We start from the raw sequence: 22,562 nt of genomic DNA on the forward strand, positions 1-22,562 counted from the left end.
AGGAGTAAAGTATGGAACACGAATTTAATTGGAAATTTATTGATAAAAATGGAACGTTCATTTGTGAAAATGCTAGCGAAGTGAATCAATTATATTTTCCTATATGCAATGAGGCTGGAATGAAAGCTTCAGTGACACCTTTTTTAAATGGAGATGCGAAAAAGAATCAAAACGAATTTTTATATCTGCCTGTTTCAGTTGAGGACTTACATAACAACCGTTCTGCAAGAAATTTCTGGGTTTATACAAAAGAGCAAGGAGCTTTTTCAGTGGCAGGAAATTCTGCAAAACAGAGAGCAGAGCATTGTTTTAAGGAGGAAGAAAAAAGGGATAAAGTTGAGTGTGGATTACTTTATCACAGTTTATATTATACAATACCAGAATTGAAATTAAATTGTAGTTTCACCACATTTTGTCCGGCAAATGATGACGTAGTAGAAATTAATAGAGTAATTTTGGAAAATTATGGTTCGGAAATTCTAGAATTTGTACCAACAGCAGCATTTCCTATTTTTGGACGGTCGGCAGATAATTTAAGAGATCATAGACATGCAACTTCATTGATGCAGAGAGTAACAATGGAAAAAAATGGGATTGTTGTAAAGCCAACGATACATCATGATGAAAGAGGTCATGAACCAAATGATACGAGTTATTTTGTATATGGTTCAGATGAAAATGGGCAGGCACCAGTGGAAATGTTTCCGACAGTAGAGGAATTTATAGGAAAGGGGGGAACATTGGACTGGCCTGAAACTGTAGTAAAAAATAGTATACCAAAGCATGATTTTACATATCGAAAAGATGGTATGGAATGTATTGGTGCAATGCGTTTTGCACAAGTGAGATTAGCACCGGGAGAAAAAATAGAATATATTATTTGTGCTGGAATTACAGAAAAAGAAAATTTTAATAAAGAATTTGAAAAGTATAACAGTAAAGAAAAAGTTGAAGTTGCATGGAAGAAAAATGAAGAGTATTGGAATGGAGAAGCAGATAAGATAAAATTTCAGGGCAATTCAGACAAGTTTGATGGCTGGCTAAGATGGGTAGGTATACAGCCTGTTTTAAGAAAAATATATGGTTGTTCATTTCTTCCGTACCATGATTATGGAAGAGGGGGGCGCGGATGGAGAGATTTGTGGCAGGATTATCTGACTTTACTGTTGCAAAATCCAATGTCAGTTCGCAGCGCTTTTGTTCATAATATGAAAGGTGTTAGGCTGGATGGAAGTAATGCGACTATTATATTAGAAGGAAATGGTAATTTTCAGGCAGATAGAAACAAAATCTCTCGAGTTTGGATGGATCATGGTGTTTGGCCATTATTTACACTACTATTATATATCAATCAAACAGGAGATATTTCCATTTTAGATGAAGAGGTGACATATTGGAAAGATGCACAAATAGAGAGAGCGAAAAATATCGATATAAACTGGAAAAAAGAAGATGGAAATAATCAAAAGACGAAGAATGATATATGCTATGTAGGAACAATATTAGAACATTTGATTTTAGAAAACTTGATTTGTAGCTTAAATATTGGAGAACATGGGAATATAAAACTTGAAGATGGGGATTGGAATGACCAATTGGATATGGCTTCAGATAAAGGAGAAACAATACCATTTACAGCTTTTTATGGAAAAAATATGTGTGATATAGCAGATTTGTTAGAAATTCAAATGGAGAAAGAAGAAAGGAAAACGATTTCTGTATTTGAAGAAATGGAAATATTGCTTGATGGATTAACTGAAGAGTCTCAAAAAGAAATGGAAGTGTTAAAAAAATATTATGAACGCATAAGATATGGAATAAGTGGGGAAAAGAAAGAAATACCAATTTTGCAATTAGAAGCTATGTTGCGTCGAAAAGGAAAACAATTATTGCAACAAGTACGTGAAAATGAATGGATTGAATTATCGTCAAAAGAAGGTTTTTTTAATGGTTATTATAACAATGATGGAAAGAGAGTAGATGGAATTTTTACAGATGGAAAATTAAGATTTGGATTGACAGACCAGACCTTTTCTGTTATGTCAGGGGCGGCAACAGATGAGCAGATTCAAAAAATAATACATGCTGTAAATAATTATCTTCCAGATGAAAATACTGGAGGAATTAGATTGACTTTACCATTGGGAGATAATACTTGGAATTTTGGAAGAGGATTTGCACTTATTTACGGAGAAAAAGAAAATGGTGGTATGTTTAGCCATATGACAACTATGTATGCTTATGCATTATATAGTAGAGGATATGCAAAGGAAGGTTATAAGGTTCTAAAATCCATTTATGAGCTTTCTACAAATACTAAACTAGCACAAATATATCCTGGTGTACCAGAATATATCAGCAGCAGAGGAAGGGGGATGTATTCTTATGTCACGGGTGCGGGAAGTTGGACAATTTTTCTGATGTTAACACAAGTATATGGAATACGAGGAAAACTTGGAGATTTATTAATAGAACCCAAACTTGTAAAGGAACAGTATGATACAAGAGAAGTTTTGACGGTAGACATGTTATTTATGGAAAAAGAAGTGAGTATTTATTTTTATAATAGAAAACGTTTAGATTATGGGAAATATCAGTTGGGTGAACTTAGCATAAATGGAGAAGTATGGAAGAAACAGATAAATAGCACATCTGTTGTGCTGCATCAGTCTGAGCTAGAAGAAAAACTCGTAACAGGTAGAAAAAATAAAATTTGTATTGAATTAGAAGAAAGGAAGCGATGATGTAATGGGACTTAAATTTCCGCTGGGATTAGAAAAAAAAGAAGTTTTAATAGAAAGAAATGGAATAAAAATTGAAGCACCATGGCCTGTTCAGATTCAAATTTTAAAGGGAAGAAATAAGAAAGTAAAGTATGATAGTATAAGAAATCAAAAAAATACGTATATTGCAGAAGCAGAAGTAGAAATAAATAAAAAGAATAGATTCCACATTACTGATATATGGGAAGAAAATTTAAATAGTATAAAATTGAGCAGAAAGGTGACTTGCATTTTAGCAGAAGAGGAGACAGCTATTAGGGTATCCACGGAATTTCATTGTGGAGCAAAACAAGCAAAGAACTTTGAAGATTATCAATTTGTAATACCAGGTGCTTTTTATAATAAGAACGATACAGATCAGGATGGGCAGGACGATTATCTTGGAACTTTTGAACAAGATTATAAGGATGATAGAAATCCTAATTTGTCAGTCACAGGATTTTCAAAAAAAGACAAACAGTTTATTTCATTAATCCGAGCAGATATTCCAAAACTTGATACTACAATAACTAGAAAACAGATAGAGGAAAGACATTTCATTCATAACACAGATATTGGATCACTTGGAATTGCACCATCTGTAAACAGAATGGAAGAATTTTTACTGCGCTGTGATTATCCGTTTTATGAGAGAAATTCATTTTGCTTAAATGTAGATGGATCGGAGTGGGCTGCGTATCGAAAGATAAAACAAGGAGAAGAATTGGAGGTTTCATATATTCTACTGTTCGGGGAGGCTGAAAATCTGACTGAAGCATCATGGAAGACGAGTACATTTCAGATGGAGAGAATTCTTGATGATAATATAAAACATCCATTTAGCCTAGAAGAGACAATACCATATAGAAGAGAATTATTGCATAATAGTTTTAGAGATTTTCCGGAAAAAAAGAATCATCCGTGCGGTTATGTATGTCATTTCTCGCCTAGAGAAAATTATGGAAATCAGAACGTGTTGGAATATGGATTCTCGGGGAATCAGACGATGATTTGCTATGAAATGCTTCGAGGGACGGAAGAAACAGAAAATGAAGAATATAGAGAACGAGCATTAAAAACAATACAATTTTTTGTGGAACATTGTATTGCAGAGAGTGGTCTGCCAAATGCAATGTATAGTGTAGAAAAAGAAGATTTTGTATATTGGTGGACAGGGGTATTAATGCCATTTCAGTATTCAGAAAATAGGGAAGAATTAGAAAAATTTCTAGGTAATCAGGTTGTAGGTGCAATGATTGGAATTGCAGAAAAATTAAAGGGAACAAAAGGAAATTATTGCCGGACTATGACAGAGGCGATGTATTATTTAATGCTCTGTTTTCTTGAGGAAAAGGAGAATGGCACTTTACACAAAGACTGGGTAGATGTGGTGGTAGCTTTTTGTGATAAAATGATTGAAATTCAGAATGCAGATGGTTCTTGGTATCGGGCATATACGATGGAAGGTGTTCCAATGACATATCCAGAAGAATGGTTTGGAAGTAATGCTATTGAACAAGGATCAGGAACAATTTTCCCAGGAGAAGTATTAGCGTTAGTACATGAATATACAGGTAATGAGAAGTATAGGAGTGCATTGTGTAAAGCAGCTGACTTTATAATGAAGTATTATGTAGAAGACGTTTTATACCTGGGAGGGTTAAATGATACAACACATAAAAAGTCTGTAAAAATAGATGCTGTTGGAGTAATGTATAATATGCGGACATTGTTGTTGGCTTATGAAACAACAAAAAAAGAACGATATTTATATGGAGCAAAATCAGCAGCACAGATTCTTGCATCATGGACTTATCTTTGGAATATTCCGTTTGATGAAAATACACTTTTAGGAAAGAATGGTTTTGGAACGACTGGATGGGCTGGATGTGATGTTATTCCTGGGTGTAGCTATGTGGATGATGAATTTGTAGAGTTTGTACCGGATTTAATGAGAATTGCAGAGTATAGCAGGAATAAGCAGCTAGCTATCTTGGGGAAAATTGTGACATTAGGAATGCAACATGGTTTATCTATGCCGCAAAGGATGTATGGATATACGATGCCGGGTATTCAGTGTGAAGGATTTTTAACATCTCTATGGCTTTCAGATACAGAAGATTTAGAATTTTCAGGTGCTGTGGCAAAAAATAAAGGTGATGATAATGATACTTGTAACGGATTGATAAACGGGCAGGCACTGTACAATCTTGATTCATTAAAAAGGAGATATTATACGTTAGATTTTGATAAAATAATTGAGCAGGTTTTTGCAGAATAAAGGCATAATGGTTTATAGATATTTTATATGGCTATTAAATAGTTACTTTAGAAGTTTGTATTTCATGGATTAGTATTAGTAGTGTTCCTAAAATCTCAAATGAAGTTAGGAACATCCACTTAAAGAGAGTGCACTGACCAATTTAAAACATATAATAGAGGATATAGAAATTACGGCAAACCAAAATGCCGTAAGACCTATATCCTTATTTGATTTTTAGGGCAAGTGCATAGTTTGGTGGTGTTTCAAAAACAAATTTCAAAGTAAACACCGAACAAGGATGGATTTTTTTAAAATGAAAAAGTGTCGGATAAAGAGAAAGATACTACATAGAAAAAAACGGACAATTTAATTAAAATAACAGTATAAGAATTCAGATACTCGGAAGATATGAAAGGGAATTACAGCTATGAAAATCGAAACATTAAAACTATGGGAAGGAAGAGACGATGTGGAACTTACCACATTTCTTACCATGCCGGATTCATTTATTAAAAATCCAACACCGAAACCGGCGATTATCGTGTGTCCGGGAGGGGCATACCAGACTTGTCCAAGACATGGGAACGAAGGTGATCCGGTAGCAATGACATTTGCAGCGGATGGCTACCAGGCGTTTGTTTTGGAATACAGTGTTGCTACAAAAACTTCTCAGGAGAATACGACGTTTCCGGCACAGATTTTAGATTTGGGAAAGGCAATGCTTACGATTCGCGAACATGCAGAAGCGTGGAGTGTCGATGTAGATAAAATCAGCATCATTGGATTCTCGGCAGGAGCACATCTGTGCGGAATGTATGCATCTACATGGCATGAAGGATTGCTGGCAGATACATTTGGAGTAGAAAAAGAAGTCTTTAAACCATTATCTGCACTTTTGATGTATGGTGTGTTAGATTATGTGATTCAAGATGAATTTACGGCAAGCAATCAGAACCCGATGCTTCCGGATGATATGAATGTTCCTGTGATGGGGGCTGTCAGACCATCGAAAGAAGTATTGGAAAAATGGAGTCCAATCTGCCATGTGACAAAAGAAATGCCGCCGACATTTTTAGGGGCAGCAGTGGATGATGGCATGGTTCCGTCAATTCAGTCTGTAAAAATGGCGGAAAAATTACATATGGCAGGGGTTCCATATGAATTACATATGTTCCAGTATGGAGACCATGGATTTTCGTTGGGAAGAAATCTGTTTGAACCATTCAGAGAAGATAAAGCACATGCATGTGCACAGTGGGTATCACTTGCAAAGACATTTTTGATGCATCAGATTGCGGAAGAAAGTACAGAAAAAGAGAGGAATCCGTTTTCACAGTAAAGGAATAGAACCATTTAGGGACGGAGTTTTTATAAGTGAAAAAGTGTCGGATAGAGAGAAAAATATTACATAGAAAAAAGAGGACAATTTAATTAAAATCATAATATAAGGATTTAGATACTAGGAAGATGTCAAAGGAGGAAGTCAGACATGAGTGATTCATATTACAAAATAGAAGAAATGAATGGATACTATCGAATCGGCAGTCCAGAAGCGGTATTTTGTTATGTGATAGTCGGAAAAGAAAAGGCGATGCTGATTGATACAGGCCATGGGTATGGAAATTTAAAACAGGTTGTGAAATCAATTACAGATAAACCATTATATATCGTAAATACGCATGGACATCTAGATCATACTTCAGGCAATGCACAGTTTGAAGAAAAAGTATATATACATAAAAAAGATATGGAGCTTTGTAGAGAGCATACAGGAAAAATGATGAGGGAACAGTCGGTAGAACGTGCAATGCATAGTGTTAATTATGAAACACAGGAAGAATATAATGCATTGCCGGACAAGTTTGATAAGGAGAATTACATTAATCAAGGAACAGGGAATCTGGTAGAAGTAGCAGGTGGTCAGATATTTGATCTGGGTGGAGCAACACTTGAGATTGTTGAGACTCCGGGACATACACAAGGAGGTATTTCCGTTTGGTATAAGGAAAAGAAACTTGCATTTACTGGTGACACGACAGGATTTTTTGTCTGGCTGTTTGCTCCGGAAACAACCAGTAGAGAAATATATATTGATACATTAAATCGTCTGTTGAAATTACCGGTTGACTTTTATATCGGAGGTCATAATGAAAATGTTATGACAAAAGAAGATTTGGAACTATATATGCGAGCGGCAAAGGAAGCAGATTTTGAAAAAGGACAGAAGTTTGAATCTTTTGCGAATGGAGAGGAAGAAGTTCGCGTCTGTGCATTAGATGGCAAGACATTAGATGATATGTTCGAACCGGGATTTGCGGCATTGGTAATTACAAAAGATAAATAATGACCATTTGGGGACGGAGATTAGTGGCTTTTTTGCTACGCAAAAAAGCCACTAAACTCCGTGCCCCAAATGGTCCCCGGGGGGGGGGGGGTGGGGGCGGGGAGGGGGGAAGAGGGGGGGAGGGGGGGGGGGGGGGGGGGGGGGGGGGGGGGGGGGGGGGTGGGGGGGGGCGGGGGGGGGGGGGGGGTGGAATGGGCAAGAAGGGGGTGGGGGGGGGGGGGGGGGGAGGGGGGGGGGGGGGGGGGGGGGGGGGGGGGGGGGGGGGGGGGGGGGGGGGGGGGGGGGGGGGGGTGGGGGGGGTGGGGGGGGGGGGGGGGGGGGGGGGGGGGGGGGGTGGGGTGGGGGGGTCGTGGGGGGATTTGGGGCCGGTCTTTCTTTGTTTTGTTTCCACCCAAAAAACCCCACTAATCTCCGTCCCCAAATGGTCCCCTGTTCGGTTCTATTTTGTCGCAAATGGCACAAATGCGGGTTCTTTATCTTTATGCTGTTTTCGATACTCCTGCGGTGACATTTTATAAGCAGAGCGGAAAACTCTGGAAAAATGGTCTGCGGAGTTATATCCGATTCGCTCTGCGATTTCTCCGACTTTCATGGAAGTGTTCACAAGATAATCAATGGCATCGGATAAACGGAGTCGTTTAATTAATTCTGTGAAGGTGAGTCCTGTATTCTGCTTGATCAATGTACACAGATGAGGTTCGCTGTAATGAAACAAATCCGCCAGGGATGACAGTGTCAAAGTTTGGTAGTTATGCTGGATATACTGCAGTACAAGAGAAAAGTCAGCCCCCATCTCATAGTTGTAGAATTGAATTGTCTGACTGTAACTGCGTAGCAGTGCAGAAAACATCAGATTCACATAACTGATACAGCAGGCATTACTGTACATGTCTTTCTTGCTGCTTTCAATCATCATATTACGAATATATTTTTTTATAACAGAATTATTGTTCGTAAAGAACATGAGGTAATTCGCATGGTTATCTCCCTGTAAAATAGTTCGGAAGAAGTAGGATAGTAAATCCTTTCGCGTCATAAGCGAAAAGAATGTCGTATCAAACGTGCTCTTTCGAATACAAATGGTAAATACGGTTGAGTCATCTTCAATAAGAAAATCATGTTTGGAATTTGGAGCGATAATGCAAAGTTCTCCTTCTTTCATAAGATGCTCTTCCTGTTCGAATATAAATTTCCCTTGTCCATTGGCAACAAAGTTAATTTCAAAATAAGTATGTCTATGTAAATTCGGGCGTGTATATCGAGGATGCCGGATAACAAAAACATCCCTTGCATTTGGAATCAAATCCGCTTCTTCAACAGTTGGAGCCAGCGGAGAACCATCGTACATAGTAAGTGTTACCGGCAAAGAATCTACTACTTTATCAAAATCGGCATCGGTCATATTATCGTAATCCCCAGTTAAATCGGGAGCAGAAATAGAATCATACAGCATACCTTTGTTATATAAATATTCGGTCATTTCTGGAAATTGTAAACGATTTCCAGTTCTATAATAATATGCTTTCATGTGAGATTGAAATTCACCATAGGTCATATAGTAAGCCATCAAAACACCTCCAAGATAATAGTAAGTAATGAGCTATGATATGGATAAAAATATCCGGATGCGATATTTATATTGTAGCAGAGGGGGAGGTGGTTGACAAGAATAGAATCTGAAAAAAAGTCGGGTGGAGCCGAAAAAGGACGGAGATTAATGGCTTTTTTGCTCGCAAAAAAGCCATTAATCTCCGTCCCTTTCTGGTTATCTGAGCTGTTCTCTATAAGTAATAATACTTCCGTTTTTACCACGCACACGACAAAGTTTTGAGGCTTGAGGGTCCATTTCGATATAGCGGTGATTTAGTTTCTCATCTGGTTCTACTTCTTTGTTATAAATAGCGTGAATCAAATCAATATAATCGTTCAGATAACTTTTGGCAATTGGAGTGCCGTTATGGTTTGGAAGAAGATAATCGAATTCATTAGAAAGAGATAGGATTCGTTCTGTGTTTTCCAAAAAGTTATCAAGTATGGTTTTTAAATCATAATTAATGTATGGGTTGTGAGAGTTATCAAATAAATTGACCTGTGCAGCTTCCATATCATCTCCACAGAAGAACATACGATGACTTCTGTCTAGGAAGAATAAGCTGCTGTTACAGTGAGCCGGTTTAACATCCAGAATCTCGATTGTACGATTACCAAGTTCGATGGTGTCGCCATCACCAACATAGACTTTTTTATAATCTGCATGTGGTAGTTTAGTAATATCAAATGGAACCATGCCAGGATTTTCTACAGATGCCTTGTCGAGTTCAGCTCCTTTACTCATGTAGACCTGTTCAAATTCTCCATTACCTGCGGCGTGATCTGGGTGATAGTGTGTATTGGCGACAACAATAGGTTTATCAGTCAGTTTTTCAACATAAGCACGCAGATTACCGACACCATATCCTGTATCGATCAGGAGCGCTTTTTCGTCCCCTTCTAATAAATACATGTTTTCAGTTCCGTTCATAAAATTAATGATCCATGTCTGGTCGTCCAGCTTCCAGGACATATAACTCCCAAAGATTTCTTCTAATGATGGTTCCATAAAAATTTCCTCACTTTCTGATTTAAAATTATAGAGAAAATAGAAAGAAAATGCCATGTAGGATTTTATGGGAAATCCGGCATATTTTTAATTTATATCTGGGGTGCGGGGGAGAATATAAAAAATTATAAACATGTTTGCGGGACTTCTATTCATATGATAAAATAACTGTACGAAACATATGAGAGAAAATTTATGTTATGATAAAAAAGAATAGATTATATTATATAATGCTGTTTTGATTGTAAAAAACAAATTGGGGGATAGTTATATGAATGAAGATAAAGAACAATTGTTTTGGGGGATTTGGAATGAACAAGAAATTGCATCTTCTTACATCGCGGAATATGATTCTATACCGCACTTATATGGAGAATATGTAATGTATCAAGCAGAAGGGCAAATAATTGATTTAATCGCTCAAAATCATAATATTACATGTTCCGAGTTAGCTGAAATAACAAAAAAGACACCAAGTGCATGCTCACAAATTGTTAGAAAATTAAAAGATCGTGGTTTTGTAATACAGACAAGAAATGAAAAAAATAATCGAAAATATAATTTATCATTGAGCGATGTAGGGGAAAAAATTTATGAAGAAAGAAAGCATTTTACCAAGAACTGTCAGCTTATTATGATGAAAATGCTGGATCGATTTACAGAAGAAGAATTAATACATCACATAAAAGTACAACAAGTTATAAATGAAGCTTATGCTGGCGATGTGATTAGAAGTAAAGAACAATTAAAATAAGAAAATAGGATTTCATATTTTTTAGAAGAAAAGAATATGAAATCTTTTTTTGTCTAAAATCACAAATTATATATTAATAATATATAAAAAAGAGCAAGTAAAAATGTATATAATGACAAAATTAAACAAAAAACTTGAAAATAATAATTAACCATGTATAATTGTAAGTAACTTAATACTTTAGCACCTTAACAATTAAAAAGAGGGGGTGTACAATTGTTTAAAAATATAGAAAAGAAAATATTTATTCCGACATTTTTAACACTGATTATTTTTATATTATTAATACGTTTTTTTCCGAAAGAAACTAAAAATATAATTTCGTATCTATTTAATGTGTGTACTGAAAAGTTTGGATGGTTATATTTAGTAGTATGCCTGTTAGCATTTGTTTTTATGTTTTGCTTAACATTTAGTAAATATGGAAATGTAAAGCTTGGTGATCCAGGTGAAGTACCAAGATATAACAATATGTCATGGATTGCAATGCTATTTACATCAGGTGTTGGAAGTAGCCTTGTTATTTTAGGATTTTTAGAACCAATTTATTATGTCAGTAGTCCACCATTTCAAATAGAACCATTTAGTCAAAAAGCTTTTGAATATGCGCATATGTATGGACAATTTCATTGGGGACCAAGTGCTTGGGCACTTTATAATCCTGCAATTATAGCTATTGCATATATGTTATTCGTAAAAAAAGAAAACAAATTACGATTAAGCACAGCATGTAAATGTGTTCTGGGAAAACGAGTAGATGGTTTAATTGGAAATATCATTGATATATTAGTTGTATTTGGTGTTGTTGGTGGCATTTCAACCTCTTTAGGAATAAGTGCTCCTGTTATAGCAGATATTATAAGGCATGTATTTAAGATTCCTAACCAATATGAATTAATTGTACAGATAACTGTTCTTTTGATTTGGGTTGTATTATTTGGATCAGCTGTTTATTTAGGACTTGATAAAGGAATTCAAAAATTAAGTAATATTAATGTTATATTAGCATTTGGTTTTATGGTCATTTTATTATTAGTTGGACCAACCGTTGATATATTCAAAATGGAAGTTTCATCAATAGGACTTTACCTACAGGATTTTTGGAAAATGAGTACTTATGCCGATCCTTTTGGAGATGGTATATTTACAAAAAATTGGACTGTATTTTATTGGGGATGGTGGCTTGCATTTATGCCTATGATGGGAATGTTCGTAGGAAACATTTCTCGTGGTAGAACGATTCGAAATGTTATGTGGGGACAATTGATATGGGGCTCACTTGGTTGTTGTGTTAGTTTTATGATTTTTGGCGGTTACTCTTTATATTTACAATATACAGGAACTGTTGATTTAGCATTCATTTTAGAAACACAAGGACAAAGTGCAGCACTTATGGCAATTTTAGAGACGCTTCCATTGAAAAATGTAATGATGGTTTATTTGTGTATCGTGTGTTTTGTATATTTAGCAACTACTGTTGATTCTTGCGCTTATGTATTAGCTGGAACAACAACCAAAAATTTATCATGTACAGACGAACCAGCAAGATGGAATCGTATTCTTTGGGCTATTCTATTTTGCACATTATCAATTGGCTTAATGATGATAGACGGATTAGAAGCAGTAAAAACTATGTCAATCTTAACCGGATTACCATTAATTGGAGTTTTGATCTTATTAATGGTATCAGTAAGACGCATGTTAATAAATTCAGACAATCATTAAAAAAAGATAAGTGATTTCATTGATTGTTGATAGGAGAGGTGATGTAAAAAAGAAAATAGTTGTTTTCATTCATAAATTTTATGAATGAATAGTGTGACAGTATTATCTAAAAGTGAAGAAAGAGAGGAAAAAAAGTGAAGAAAAAAAACGAGAAAAATGTAAAGAAATATTTAGCGTTAATCCTCATGATGTTTGCTATGAGTACAATTTACACATTACCATATTTGCGATATTCATTCTTTACAGCTTTGCAAGATGCAATGGGATTATCAAATGATGCAACCAAATATGGAAACTTAATGTCTGTCTATGGAATTATGAATCTATTAATGTATTTACCGGGTGGAATTATTGCAGACAAATTTGATTCCAAAAAGTTGCTTGTATTCTCAATGGTTGGAACAGGAGCGCTAGGACTTTGGATGGCAACATGGCCTTCCTACAATGGATTATTAATTATCCATTTGTTATTTGGTATTACCACAGTTTTGACATTCTGGTCCTCATCTGTCAAAGTTGTAAATTTATTAGCATCTTCTGGTGAACAAGGAGAAACATTCGGATTCCTGGAAAGCGGACGAAATGTTATTGGTTTAGCTCTTAGTGCTATTACATTAGCATTATTCGCATATTTATCAAAAAAAGTTAATGAAGTAGCAGGAATTACTTTTGTTATTGTACTTTATTCTATTATTATGATTCTTGTAGGTATTGTACTTTATTTTATGCTCCCTAATTTTGCAAAAGACCCAGAAACAACAAATGCAAGTGTCAAAGATAGTTTGATTGCTATGGGGAAATGTTTCAAAATGCCAATTACATGGTGCTTATCCGCATTCATTTTTACATGTAGTATTATGACAGGATCTGGTTCTTATTATGCACCTTATTTACAGGAATTTTGTGGAATGACTGTTGCGGCAGCATCTACATATGCAGTAGTACGAACAACAGTAGCTCCTATTTTGGCCGGTCCTGTTGCTGGTAAAGCTTCTAAGAAATTTGGAAGATCTACACCAGTTATTATGTTTGGATGTATTGGGTTGATTATTACAAATATTTTGCTTCGCTTAGTACCAGGAAAGACAAATGTACTATTTTTGATAATGGTAATTATGGTTCTAACTGCATTTTCATATTCATGTAATAGATCTGTGTATTGGGCAACAATTGATGAAGTTGGAGCTCCAAAGAATGTAGTTGGAAGTATTACTGGTATTGCATCTATGATAGGATTTTTACCTGATGCATTTCTCGGAACATTATATGGTAGTTGGATTGATAATTTTGGTATGGAAATAGCATATAATAAAATCTTTACTTTCTGCGTTATTGTATCAGTACTTGGACTTTTTGTAGCACTATGTGGTGATCGTATTATTAAAAAGGCTCAGAAGACTCAAAAGACAATAGAAAAAAAATAATAACTCTGAAACAATATTAATATTTAATTTAAAGGAGTAAGATCGATATGAAATATAATTTTGATGAATACAAACTTAGAAACAATATGGAAGCTGCTAAATGGGATTCTATGGGACCTAATGCAAAAGAAGGTATTGTCCCACTATCTGTAGCGGATATGGAATTGTTAAGCCCACCGGAAATTATTAATGAACTTGTAAAGACAGCAGAATTTGGTATGTATGGATACACATGGTGGGGTGAGCGTTATGCTAATGCTGTACAGCATTGGATGAAGACAAGACACGATTGGGATATTCAGAAAGATTGGATTGTTCAGTTAAATGGTGTTGTTCAAGGATTAGCTTGTGCATGTAGAGCTTTTACAGAACCAGGAGATAATATTCTCTTATTAACACCTATTTACTATCCATTTTATACTGTTATTGCAAGAAACAAAAGAACATTAGTTGAAAGTACTGTTCAATTAAAAGATGGACATTATGAAATTGATTTTGAAGATTTTGAAGAAAAAGCAAAAACTGCAAAAATGTTTATGCTTTGTAATCCACATAATCCATTAGGACGTGTTTGGACAGAAGAAGAATTAAGAAAAATTGGTGATATCTGTCGCAAATATAATGTACTTGTTGTGAGTGATGAAATCCATTTTGACTTAATTATGCCAGGTCATAAACATACGGTATACGCAGCATTGGGTGAAGAATATGCTGATAATTGTGTGATTTTAAATGCGCCAAGTAAGACATTCTCACTTGCAGCATTATGTTTAGCAAATGCATTTATTCCAAATAAAGAATTAAGAGAAAAATTTGATTTTGAAGTAAATAATTCTGGTGCATATACATATAGTATTTTTGGAATCCGTGCTTTAGAAGTAGGATATACAGAATGTGCTGATTGGGTAGATCAGTTAAATGAACATTTATATGGAAACTATCAGTATTTTAAAAACTTCATGAAAGAAAAATATCCTGAGGTATGGGTAGCTGATCTCGAAGGAACATATCTTGTATGGTTCGATTGTAAATGTTTTGGATTGGATGGAAAAACACTTGGAGAATACTTACGAAACGAAGCTTCCTTATATTTGGATGATGGATATATTTTCGGGGATATAGGAGATGGATTTGAGCGTATTAATATTGCATGTACAAGACAAGTGCTAGTTGATGCATTGGATCGTTTTGATAAAGCAATGCAGAAGTTAAAAAACAACGCATAAAAAAGATACAAATAAAAAAGAAGCAAGGTGCTGTCAAATGATGATATGCTCCCTTCTAGGCAGACAAGTGAAATAATAAAAACTTGTCACTTAGGAGGGGGCATGCTTTATGTTCAGGGTGCCATTTGGGGACGGGGGTTAGTGGCTTTTTTTGCTCGCAAAAAAGCCACTAACCCCCGTCCCCAAAAGCTCTCTAAAAATGAAAATAAGTCGGATTAATAAGAAAATTCTACATGGAAGAAATGGTATTATTTAGATAAAATGATAGTGTAAAAACAGTACTGTTCATGGATATAGCAGTACACAAGCTTGAAATAATATGAAAAACAAAAAGCATAAAATAAGTAGAATAAAAACGGAGGTTTGAGAGATGTTTGATTACAAAGCAAAGCCATTTCATTTGACAGATGAAGAAGCAAAATGGGTGGAAGATACATATGAGGGAATGAGTCTGGAAGAAAAAATAGGACAATTATTTTGTCCGATTGTATTTACAAAAGATGAAAATGAGTTAAGAGAATTGGTTCAGACAAAACATATTGGTGGGATGTTATATCGAGAAGGTCCTGGAGAAGAACTTCGTCAGGCACATAAAATATTGCAGGATGCATCAAAGATTCCGCTTCTTACAGCATCAAATCTGGAGTATGGCGGAAATGGTTCTGCTATAGAGGGAACTTATTTTGGACGTGAGATGCTTGTCGCTGCAACTCAGGATGCAGAAAAAGCATATCAGCTTGGTAAAGTAAGCTGCAGTGAGGGTGCAGCAGTTGGTGTAAATTGGTCTTTCGCACCGGTAGTGGATTTGGATCAGAACTATCGCAATCCGATTACAAATGTTCGTACATTTGGGGATGATCTGCAGACAGTCATTAATATGGGTAAAGCCTATATTAAAGCTGCACAGGAAGAAGGTGTTGCAACTTCTGTAAAACATTTCCCAGGAGATGGAGTGGACGAGCGTGACCAGCACCTTTTAACCAGTGTGAATTACTTAAGCTGTGAAGAGTGGGACAAGACATATGGTAAAATTTATGAAGAAATGATTGATGCCGGAACTTTGACAGTGATGGCGGCACATATTGCGATGCCAGCATATGAAGAATATTTTGACAAGAAACCATGTGAGAAAATTATTCCGGCAACATTGTCTGAAAATCTGATGAAGCGTCTGCTTCGTGAAAAGTTAGGTTTCAATGGACTGATTACAACAGATGCAACACCTATGGTCGGATTTTGTAGTGCAGAAGAACGTGCTAAGGCAGTACCACTTTGTATTGAAAATGGATGCGATGTGATTCTTTTCAACCGCAACATGGACGAAGATATGCAGTACATGTTTGATGGCTATAAAAATGGACTTCTTTCAGAAGCGCGATTGGAAGAAGCAGTAAAACGTATTCTTGCTACGAAATCGGCAATGAAGCTGCCACAGAAAAAAGCCGAAGGAGCTCTAGTTCCGGGACCGGAAGCTCTGGATATCTTAAAATGTGAGAAGCATGATACATGGGCAAAAGAATGCGCAGATCAGGGCGTAACGCTTGTAAAAGATACACAGAATCTGCTTCCGTTAAATCCTGAAAAACAGAAACGTGTGTTATTGGAAATCATGGGAGATTTTCCATCCAATGAGCGAGTGACAGCATATTTTAAAGGAAAATTAGAAGCAGAAGGATTTGAAGTTACGGTATATGAAAAAGAAGGATTTGAAGTTATGGAAGATACCGTAGAAAGCTTCAAGAGTCGTTATGATCTCGTGCTGTATCTGGCAAATATTGAGACAGCTTCAAACAAAACAGTATCTCGTCTGAACTGGCATACAATGTTCGGTCTTGGAAACAACATGCCTTGGATGGTGCATGAGCTTCCTGTTGCATTTGTCAGCGTTGGAAACCCATATCATTTGCTGGATGCACCAATGGTAAAAACATACATCAACGGATATTGCAATTCTGAATATGTAATGGATGCTGTTGTGGATAAAATGATGGGAAGAAGTGAGTTTAAGGGAACATCACCGATTGATCCATTCTGTGGTAAGATTGATTTGAAATTCTAAGCATTAAAGCAAAACCAAAATCTAGCGGGTAAAAGCCGGCGGGGATGGGAACAGAGCCACTGTACCCGTCCCCGCTGGTTTTCTTTATCTGAAAAAAAGTCGGATAGATAATAAAAAACTACATAGCAGAAATCCTTTGATTTCGATACAATAAGTATTGTAAGAAGTCTATTATCGAGAAGTAATAGGAGGAAATAAATTTGACGATCACAAATGTAAGAATCAATGGAATAGAAAATCCAGTTGGGTTTGCTTATGATTATCTACTTTGTTCATGGAACGTGGAAGAAGCACAAGGAAAGAAACAGACAAATGTAGTCATTGAAGTTAGCGAGTCAGAAGATTTTGAAGAAATTTTATATAAAAAAGAAGCAGCGGATTTAAAGCAGAACGGTGAAAAACTGGATGTCGAATTAAAGCCTCGTACAACATATTATTATCGCGTGACAGTGACAACTGACGCAGGAGAATGTGTAACTAGTGATATCGCAACATTTGAAACAGGTAAAATGGATGAAGTATGGACTGGAAAATGGATTGCTCCGGCAAAAGAAGACACGATTCATCCAGTATTAGAGAAAACATTTGCGATAGAAAAAGAGGTGAAACGTGCTAGATTATATATGACAGGAGTTGGACTGTTTGAGACATATTTGGACGGAACAAAAATTGGAGAAGAGTATCTGGCACCATATATTAATGATTATGAGTCAGAAATCCAGGTGCTCACATTTCCAATGGAAGGTATTTTAAAAGAAGCAAAAGAATATACTTTGTCTGTAATGCTTGGAAAAGGCTGGTACATGGGTACGTTTGGGCTTGGGATGTCAGAGAAAAATTACGGAAGTAGAATGGCGGCAATCGGAGAATTACATCTGGAATACGAGGATGGAACAGAAGAGCTTATTGTGACGGATGAAAGTTGGAATTACTATGGTTCAGATATTGAAGATTCTGGAATCTATTTTGGTGAAATCCTGAATCGTCAGTTGTGGGATGGCAAAGAAAATGAGAAGAAACAGGTTGAAGTTTTAGAGCATCCGGAAGAACAAGAAGAGACAAAGAACCTTTCAGTAGAAAAATTGCAGGATCGTCTGAGCCTTCCGGTAGTTGAGAAAGAAACCCTTTCTGTACAGGATATTATCTATACACCTGCCGAGGAAATCGTGCTGGATATGGGGCAGAATTTTGCGGGATTTCTAGAATTTAAAGCAAACTTTCCAAAGGGGACAAAGGTTGTATTAGATTTTGGGGAAATTCTTCAGCAGGGTAATTTCTACAATAAAAATTATCGAGATGCAAAATCACAGTTCGTATATATTTCTGACGGAAGAGAAGAAGTGGTACGTCCACATTTTACATTTTTCGGATTCCGTTATGTACGTGTAACAGGATGGCCGGGCGAGTTGGATAAAGAAGATTTTGTGGGAAAAGTGATTTATTCAGATCTTCGCAGAACAGGTTCTCTTGAAACATCCGATGCAAAGATTAATCGTCTTTACCAGAATACGGTCTGGGGTCAGAAATCGAATTTTATTGATATGCCGACAGACTGTCCGCAGAGAAGTGAGAGACTTGGTTGGACCGGAGACGCACAGGTATTTGCACCAACGGCAAGCTATCATATGGACACAAGAGCGTTTTTCCATAAGTTCATCAAAGATTTAAGAGATGAGCAGAAAGTTCTGGATGGTGGTATGCCGAACTTTCTTCCAAACATTGGACATACAGAGAAGGCAGGTAGTGTATGGGGAGATATCGCAACATTTTTACCAAATACACTGTATACTTATTTTGGAAATGCAGAAGAAATGGAATACTGTTACCCGCTAATGAAGGATTGGGTAGACTTTATTGATAGAGGCGATGCGGCGAGGGGAGAACGCAAATATCTTTTTGATTTTATGGATACCTTTGGCGATTGGCTTGCATTGGATGGACCGACACCGACCAGTTTTAAAGGAAGTACAAATGATACATTTATTTCTTCAGTATATTACTATCGTTCCGTACAGATTGTGCGCCAGATGGCAGAAGTTTTAAATAAAGCAGAAGATGCGGTACATTATTGTGAGCTGGAAGAGAAAATTAAGAAGGCAGTATTGGATGAATTTTTTACACCGACAGGAAGACTTGCGATTGATACACAGGCAGCGTATGTGATTGCATTGAAATTTAAAGTTTATCTGGATCGTGAGCGAATTGTAGAACAGTTCAAGGCAAGATTGAAGCAGGACATGTATCAGATTAAATGTGGCTTCGTAGGAGCACCGCTTCTGTGTACAGTACTTGCAGAAGCAGGAGAATATGAATTGGCATATGATTTTCTGTTAAAAGAAGGATTCCCAAGTTGGCTTTACAGTGTAAATCTTGGAGCAACAACCATTTGGGAGCGATGGAATTCTGTTATGCCGGATGGAACAATCAGTGATACAGGAATGAATTCATTGAATCATTACGCATATGGTTCAGTCATGGAATTTGTTTATGCATACGTAGCAGGAATCCGTCCGTTAGAGGCAGGATTTGGAAAAGTTGCAATCGCACCGCATCCGGATGTGCGTATTCCGGAAATCGCATGCAGTTATGATTCTGTCAGCGGTCGTTATGTATGTAACTGGAAAATTGAAAAAGATGGAACATTTACAGTTCATGTTGAAGTTCCGTTTAATTGTGAAGCAGTAGTGGAACTTCCGGGCTATGAGAAGGAGCAGATGACATTGTCAGCAGGAAGTTATGACTTTTCATATGAACCAAAAGAAGATTTGAGAAAACCATACGGAAGAAATACCACCTTGTCGAGAATCGCAAAAGATGGACAGGCAATGGGAATTCTTGGGAAATATACACCTGCATTAGCAGGAATTGCAGCATCGGGAGATCCGGAAATGGGGGCTAATTCATTGGAAGATTTGTCACATATCGGATTCTTACCATTTGACCCGGCTGCGCTTGAGACAGCGATTGGAGAAATTTCCAATATTGTCGTGGAATAAATTTTGTGTAACTCCCACTGTTATGTGGGTAACGGAAAGAAAACAAGAGTGATATTCTGTTTTCTTTCTTGCATATAGAAGAAACAAGGAGTAACAAAATGGAAAGAAATTTGAAAGAACTGATTAGTCAGATGACACTGGAAGAAAAGGCGGGGATGTGTTCCGGACTTGACTTCTGGCATCTGAAAGGTGTGGAGAGACTCGGAATCCCGAGTACCACGGTAAGTGATGGTCCTCACGGACTGCGTAAGCAGGATGACAAGGCAGATCATCTTGGAATCAATGACAGTATCAAGGCAGTATGTTTTCCACCGGCTGTTCTTAGTGCATGTTCTTTCGATAGAGACTTGCTGGAAACTTTAGGAGAGACAGTTGGAGATGAAGCGCAGGCAACAGATTTGTCAGTTGTATTAGGACCAGCGGTAAATATCAAGCGCTCGCCACTTTGCGGAAGAAACTTTGAATATTATTCCGAAGATCCATATCTTGCAGGAGAATCCGCGGCAGCATTTATCAAAGGTGTACAGTCCAGACATGTTGGAACATCTATCAAACATTTTGCGGCAAATAATCAGGAATTTAATCGTATGAGTGCGTCATCGGAAGTAGACGAAAGAACAATGCGTGAGATTTATTTGCCAGCTTTTGAGACTGCTGTAAAGAAATCACAGCCATATACCGTGATGTGTTCCTATAACAAAATCAACGGAACTTATGCATCCGAAAATCCATGGCTTTTAACGAAAGTACTTCGCGATGAGTGGGGATTTAAAGGATATGTAATGTCTGACTGGGGTGCTGTAAATGATCGTGTAGAAGGCTTGAAAGCAGGACTGGAGCTGGAGATGCCTTCTTCAAATGGAATCAATGATGCAGAGATTGTGAAGGCTGTTCAGGAAGGAACATTGGATGAAGCTATTCTGGATCGTGCGGTAGAGCGTATCTTAAATATTGTATTTGAGTATGTGGATAACCGAAAAGAACAACCATTGACTTTAGAAGAAGATCATGAATTTGCACAGCATGTAGCAGAAGAATCCATTGTACTTCTAAAAAATGAAGAAAAAGTATTACCGCTTGAGAAAAATGAAAAGGTTGCATTTATCGGCGGATTCGTGAAGAATCCACGTTATCAGGGTGGCGGAAGCTCTCATGTAAATTCTTTCAAAGTAACAAGCGTCTGGGATGCACTGACAGAAAAAGAAAATGTTATTTATGCGGAAGGATTTTCATCAGAGACAGATGTATATGATGAGAAGCTGGCAGCAGAAGCGATCGAGGCAGCAAAACAGGTAGATAAAGCAGTTGTTTTTGCAGGACTTCCAGAATCCTTCGAGTCAGAAGGATATGACCGCAAACATATGCATTTGCCGGAGTGTCAGGATAAACTGATCGCAGAAATCGTAAAAGCACAGCCAAATACAATCGTTGTACTTCATAATGGTGCAGCGGTGGAGATGCCGTGGTTAAAAGATGTCAAAGGTCTGGTAGAGGCTTACCTTGGCGGGCAGGCTGTCGGACAGGCAGAGGCAAATATTTTGTATGGAAATGTAAATCCGTCCGGAAAGCTGGCAGAAACATTGCCGATTAAGTTAGAAGACAATCCATCATATTTGAATTTTGGAGATGGCGACAAGGTGGAATATAGCGAAGGCATTTTTGTAGGATACCGCTATTATGATAAAAAGAAAATGGAAGTAGCATTTCCGTTTGGATATGGACTGTCTTATACGACATTCGAGTACAGTAATGTCAAGACGGATAAAGATACACTGACAGAAGGTGAAACTTTACAAGTATCAGTAGATGTGACAAATACCGGGGACAAATTTGGAAAAGAAATCGTTCAGTTGTATGTGGCAGATAAGACTGAAGCAATCAGAAGACCAGAAAAAGAACTGAAAGGTTTTGAAAAGGTTGCATTGAATCCAGGAGAAACAAAGAGAGTAACATTTACGGTAGATAAGAGAAGCCTTGCATGGTATAACACGGAGATTCAGGATTGGTATGCAGCAAGTGGAGCGTATGAACTCCTGATCGCAGCATCCTCCCAGGATGTACGTCTGACAAAAACAATCCAGTGGAAGAGTACACAGGTACTGCCACTTCATCTGCATATGAATTCTACGTTAGGTGAGCTGCAGGCAGATGAAAGATCCAGAGACTTTGGAATTGAGTTGAAACTTAAAATGAATGCATTATTCGGACTGGGTTCATCAGAAGATTCAACGGACGCTGTTTCCGATGAAATGGGGGATGCAATCGCTTTCTCCATACCAGTTCGAAATGCAGTCGGCTTTGGATTATGTACAAAAGAAGAATTACAGAAGAAGCTGGATGAGCTGAATAAGAGATAGAAAAAGAAATGAAAGAGGAACTAATACTCGCGAGTGTGAGTGGCAGTTCCTCT

The 22,562-nt window shown here is 37.0% G+C and carries 13 protein-coding genes; 11 read left to right on the forward strand and 2 right to left on the reverse strand.

The genetic code is table 11. From position 1 onward, the window contains the following. Window positions 1-11 precede the first annotated feature (11 nt). From H8S40_RS00260 to H8S40_RS00275, 4 genes are all read left to right on the forward strand, one after another. Entirely contained in the window at window positions 12-2,744 is a 2,733-nt protein-coding gene (locus tag H8S40_RS00260) for a GH36-type glycosyl hydrolase domain-containing protein (protein ID WP_186864269.1), read from the forward strand. Between the two features lie 4 nt (window positions 2,745-2,748). Then, window positions 2,749-5,043, forward strand: coding sequence for a glycoside hydrolase family 88 protein (locus H8S40_RS00265; protein ID WP_186864270.1), 2,295 nt, complete (start codon window positions 2,749-2,751; stop codon window positions 5,041-5,043). 409 nt (window positions 5,044-5,452) lie between these two features. After that, window positions 5,453-6,364 carry an alpha/beta hydrolase gene (locus H8S40_RS00270; protein ID WP_186864271.1) on the forward strand — a complete coding sequence of 304 codons (912 nt, stop codon included), beginning with the start codon at window positions 5,453-5,455 and terminating at the stop codon, window positions 6,362-6,364. 150 nt (window positions 6,365-6,514) lie between these two features. After that, window positions 6,515-7,369, forward strand: coding sequence for an MBL fold metallo-hydrolase (locus H8S40_RS00275; protein ID WP_117991288.1), 855 nt, complete (start codon window positions 6,515-6,517; stop codon window positions 7,367-7,369). A gap of 439 nt (window positions 7,370-7,808) precedes the next feature. On the opposite strand, the gene H8S40_RS00280 is transcribed toward H8S40_RS00275, so the two are convergent. Continuing rightward, a complete protein-coding gene (locus H8S40_RS00280) occupies window positions 7,809-8,936 on the reverse strand; it encodes an AraC family transcriptional regulator (protein WP_118738507.1) in 1,128 nt (375 codons plus the stop codon). Between the two features lie 198 nt (window positions 8,937-9,134). Next, window positions 9,135-9,968, reverse strand: a complete 834-nt coding sequence (locus H8S40_RS00285; RefSeq protein ID WP_118738508.1) for an MBL fold metallo-hydrolase — start codon at window positions 9,966-9,968, stop codon at window positions 9,135-9,137. A gap of 271 nt (window positions 9,969-10,239) precedes the next feature. Here H8S40_RS00285 and H8S40_RS00290 point away from each other — a divergent pair, with 271 nt between their 5' ends. The 7 genes from H8S40_RS00290 to H8S40_RS00320 all read left to right on the forward strand — a co-directional run bounded on the left by H8S40_RS00290 (window position 10,240) and on the right by H8S40_RS00320 (window position 22,509). After that, window positions 10,240-10,722: a MarR family winged helix-turn-helix transcriptional regulator gene (locus H8S40_RS00290; RefSeq protein ID WP_117991295.1), complete on the forward strand. Its 483-nt coding sequence runs from the start codon at window positions 10,240-10,242 to the stop codon at window positions 10,720-10,722. 216 nt (window positions 10,723-10,938) lie between these two features. Beyond that, complete coding sequence (locus H8S40_RS00295; protein WP_117991298.1) at window positions 10,939-12,447, forward strand: BCCT family transporter; 1,509 nt, start codon at window positions 10,939-10,941, stop codon at window positions 12,445-12,447. A gap of 134 nt (window positions 12,448-12,581) precedes the next feature. Continuing rightward, window positions 12,582-13,871, forward strand: coding sequence for an MFS transporter (locus tag H8S40_RS00300; RefSeq protein ID WP_117991301.1), 1,290 nt, complete (start codon window positions 12,582-12,584; stop codon window positions 13,869-13,871). Window positions 13,872-13,918: 47 nt separating this feature from the next. Further along, window positions 13,919-15,097 (forward strand): MalY/PatB family protein, encoded by a 1,179-nt coding sequence (locus H8S40_RS00305; RefSeq protein ID WP_117991303.1) that lies wholly within the window; start codon window positions 13,919-13,921, stop codon window positions 15,095-15,097. Between the two features lie 370 nt (window positions 15,098-15,467). Beyond that, window positions 15,468-17,156, forward strand: a complete 1,689-nt coding sequence (locus tag H8S40_RS00310; protein ID WP_186864272.1) for a glycoside hydrolase family 3 protein — start codon at window positions 15,468-15,470, stop codon at window positions 17,154-17,156. A 200-nt stretch (window positions 17,157-17,356) separates the two neighbouring features. After that, window positions 17,357-20,152 carry an alpha-L-rhamnosidase gene (locus H8S40_RS00315; RefSeq protein ID WP_186864273.1) on the forward strand — a complete coding sequence of 932 codons (2,796 nt, stop codon included), beginning with the start codon at window positions 17,357-17,359 and terminating at the stop codon, window positions 20,150-20,152. Between the two features lie 98 nt (window positions 20,153-20,250). Continuing rightward, window positions 20,251-22,509 carry a glycoside hydrolase family 3 C-terminal domain-containing protein gene (locus H8S40_RS00320; protein WP_186864274.1) on the forward strand — a complete coding sequence of 753 codons (2,259 nt, stop codon included), beginning with the start codon at window positions 20,251-20,253 and terminating at the stop codon, window positions 22,507-22,509. The last annotated feature ends 53 nt before the right edge of the window (window positions 22,510-22,562 follow it).

This window comes from Ruminococcus hominis, assembly GCF_014287355.1.
GTDB lineage: Bacteria > Bacillota > Clostridia > Lachnospirales > Lachnospiraceae > Schaedlerella > Schaedlerella hominis.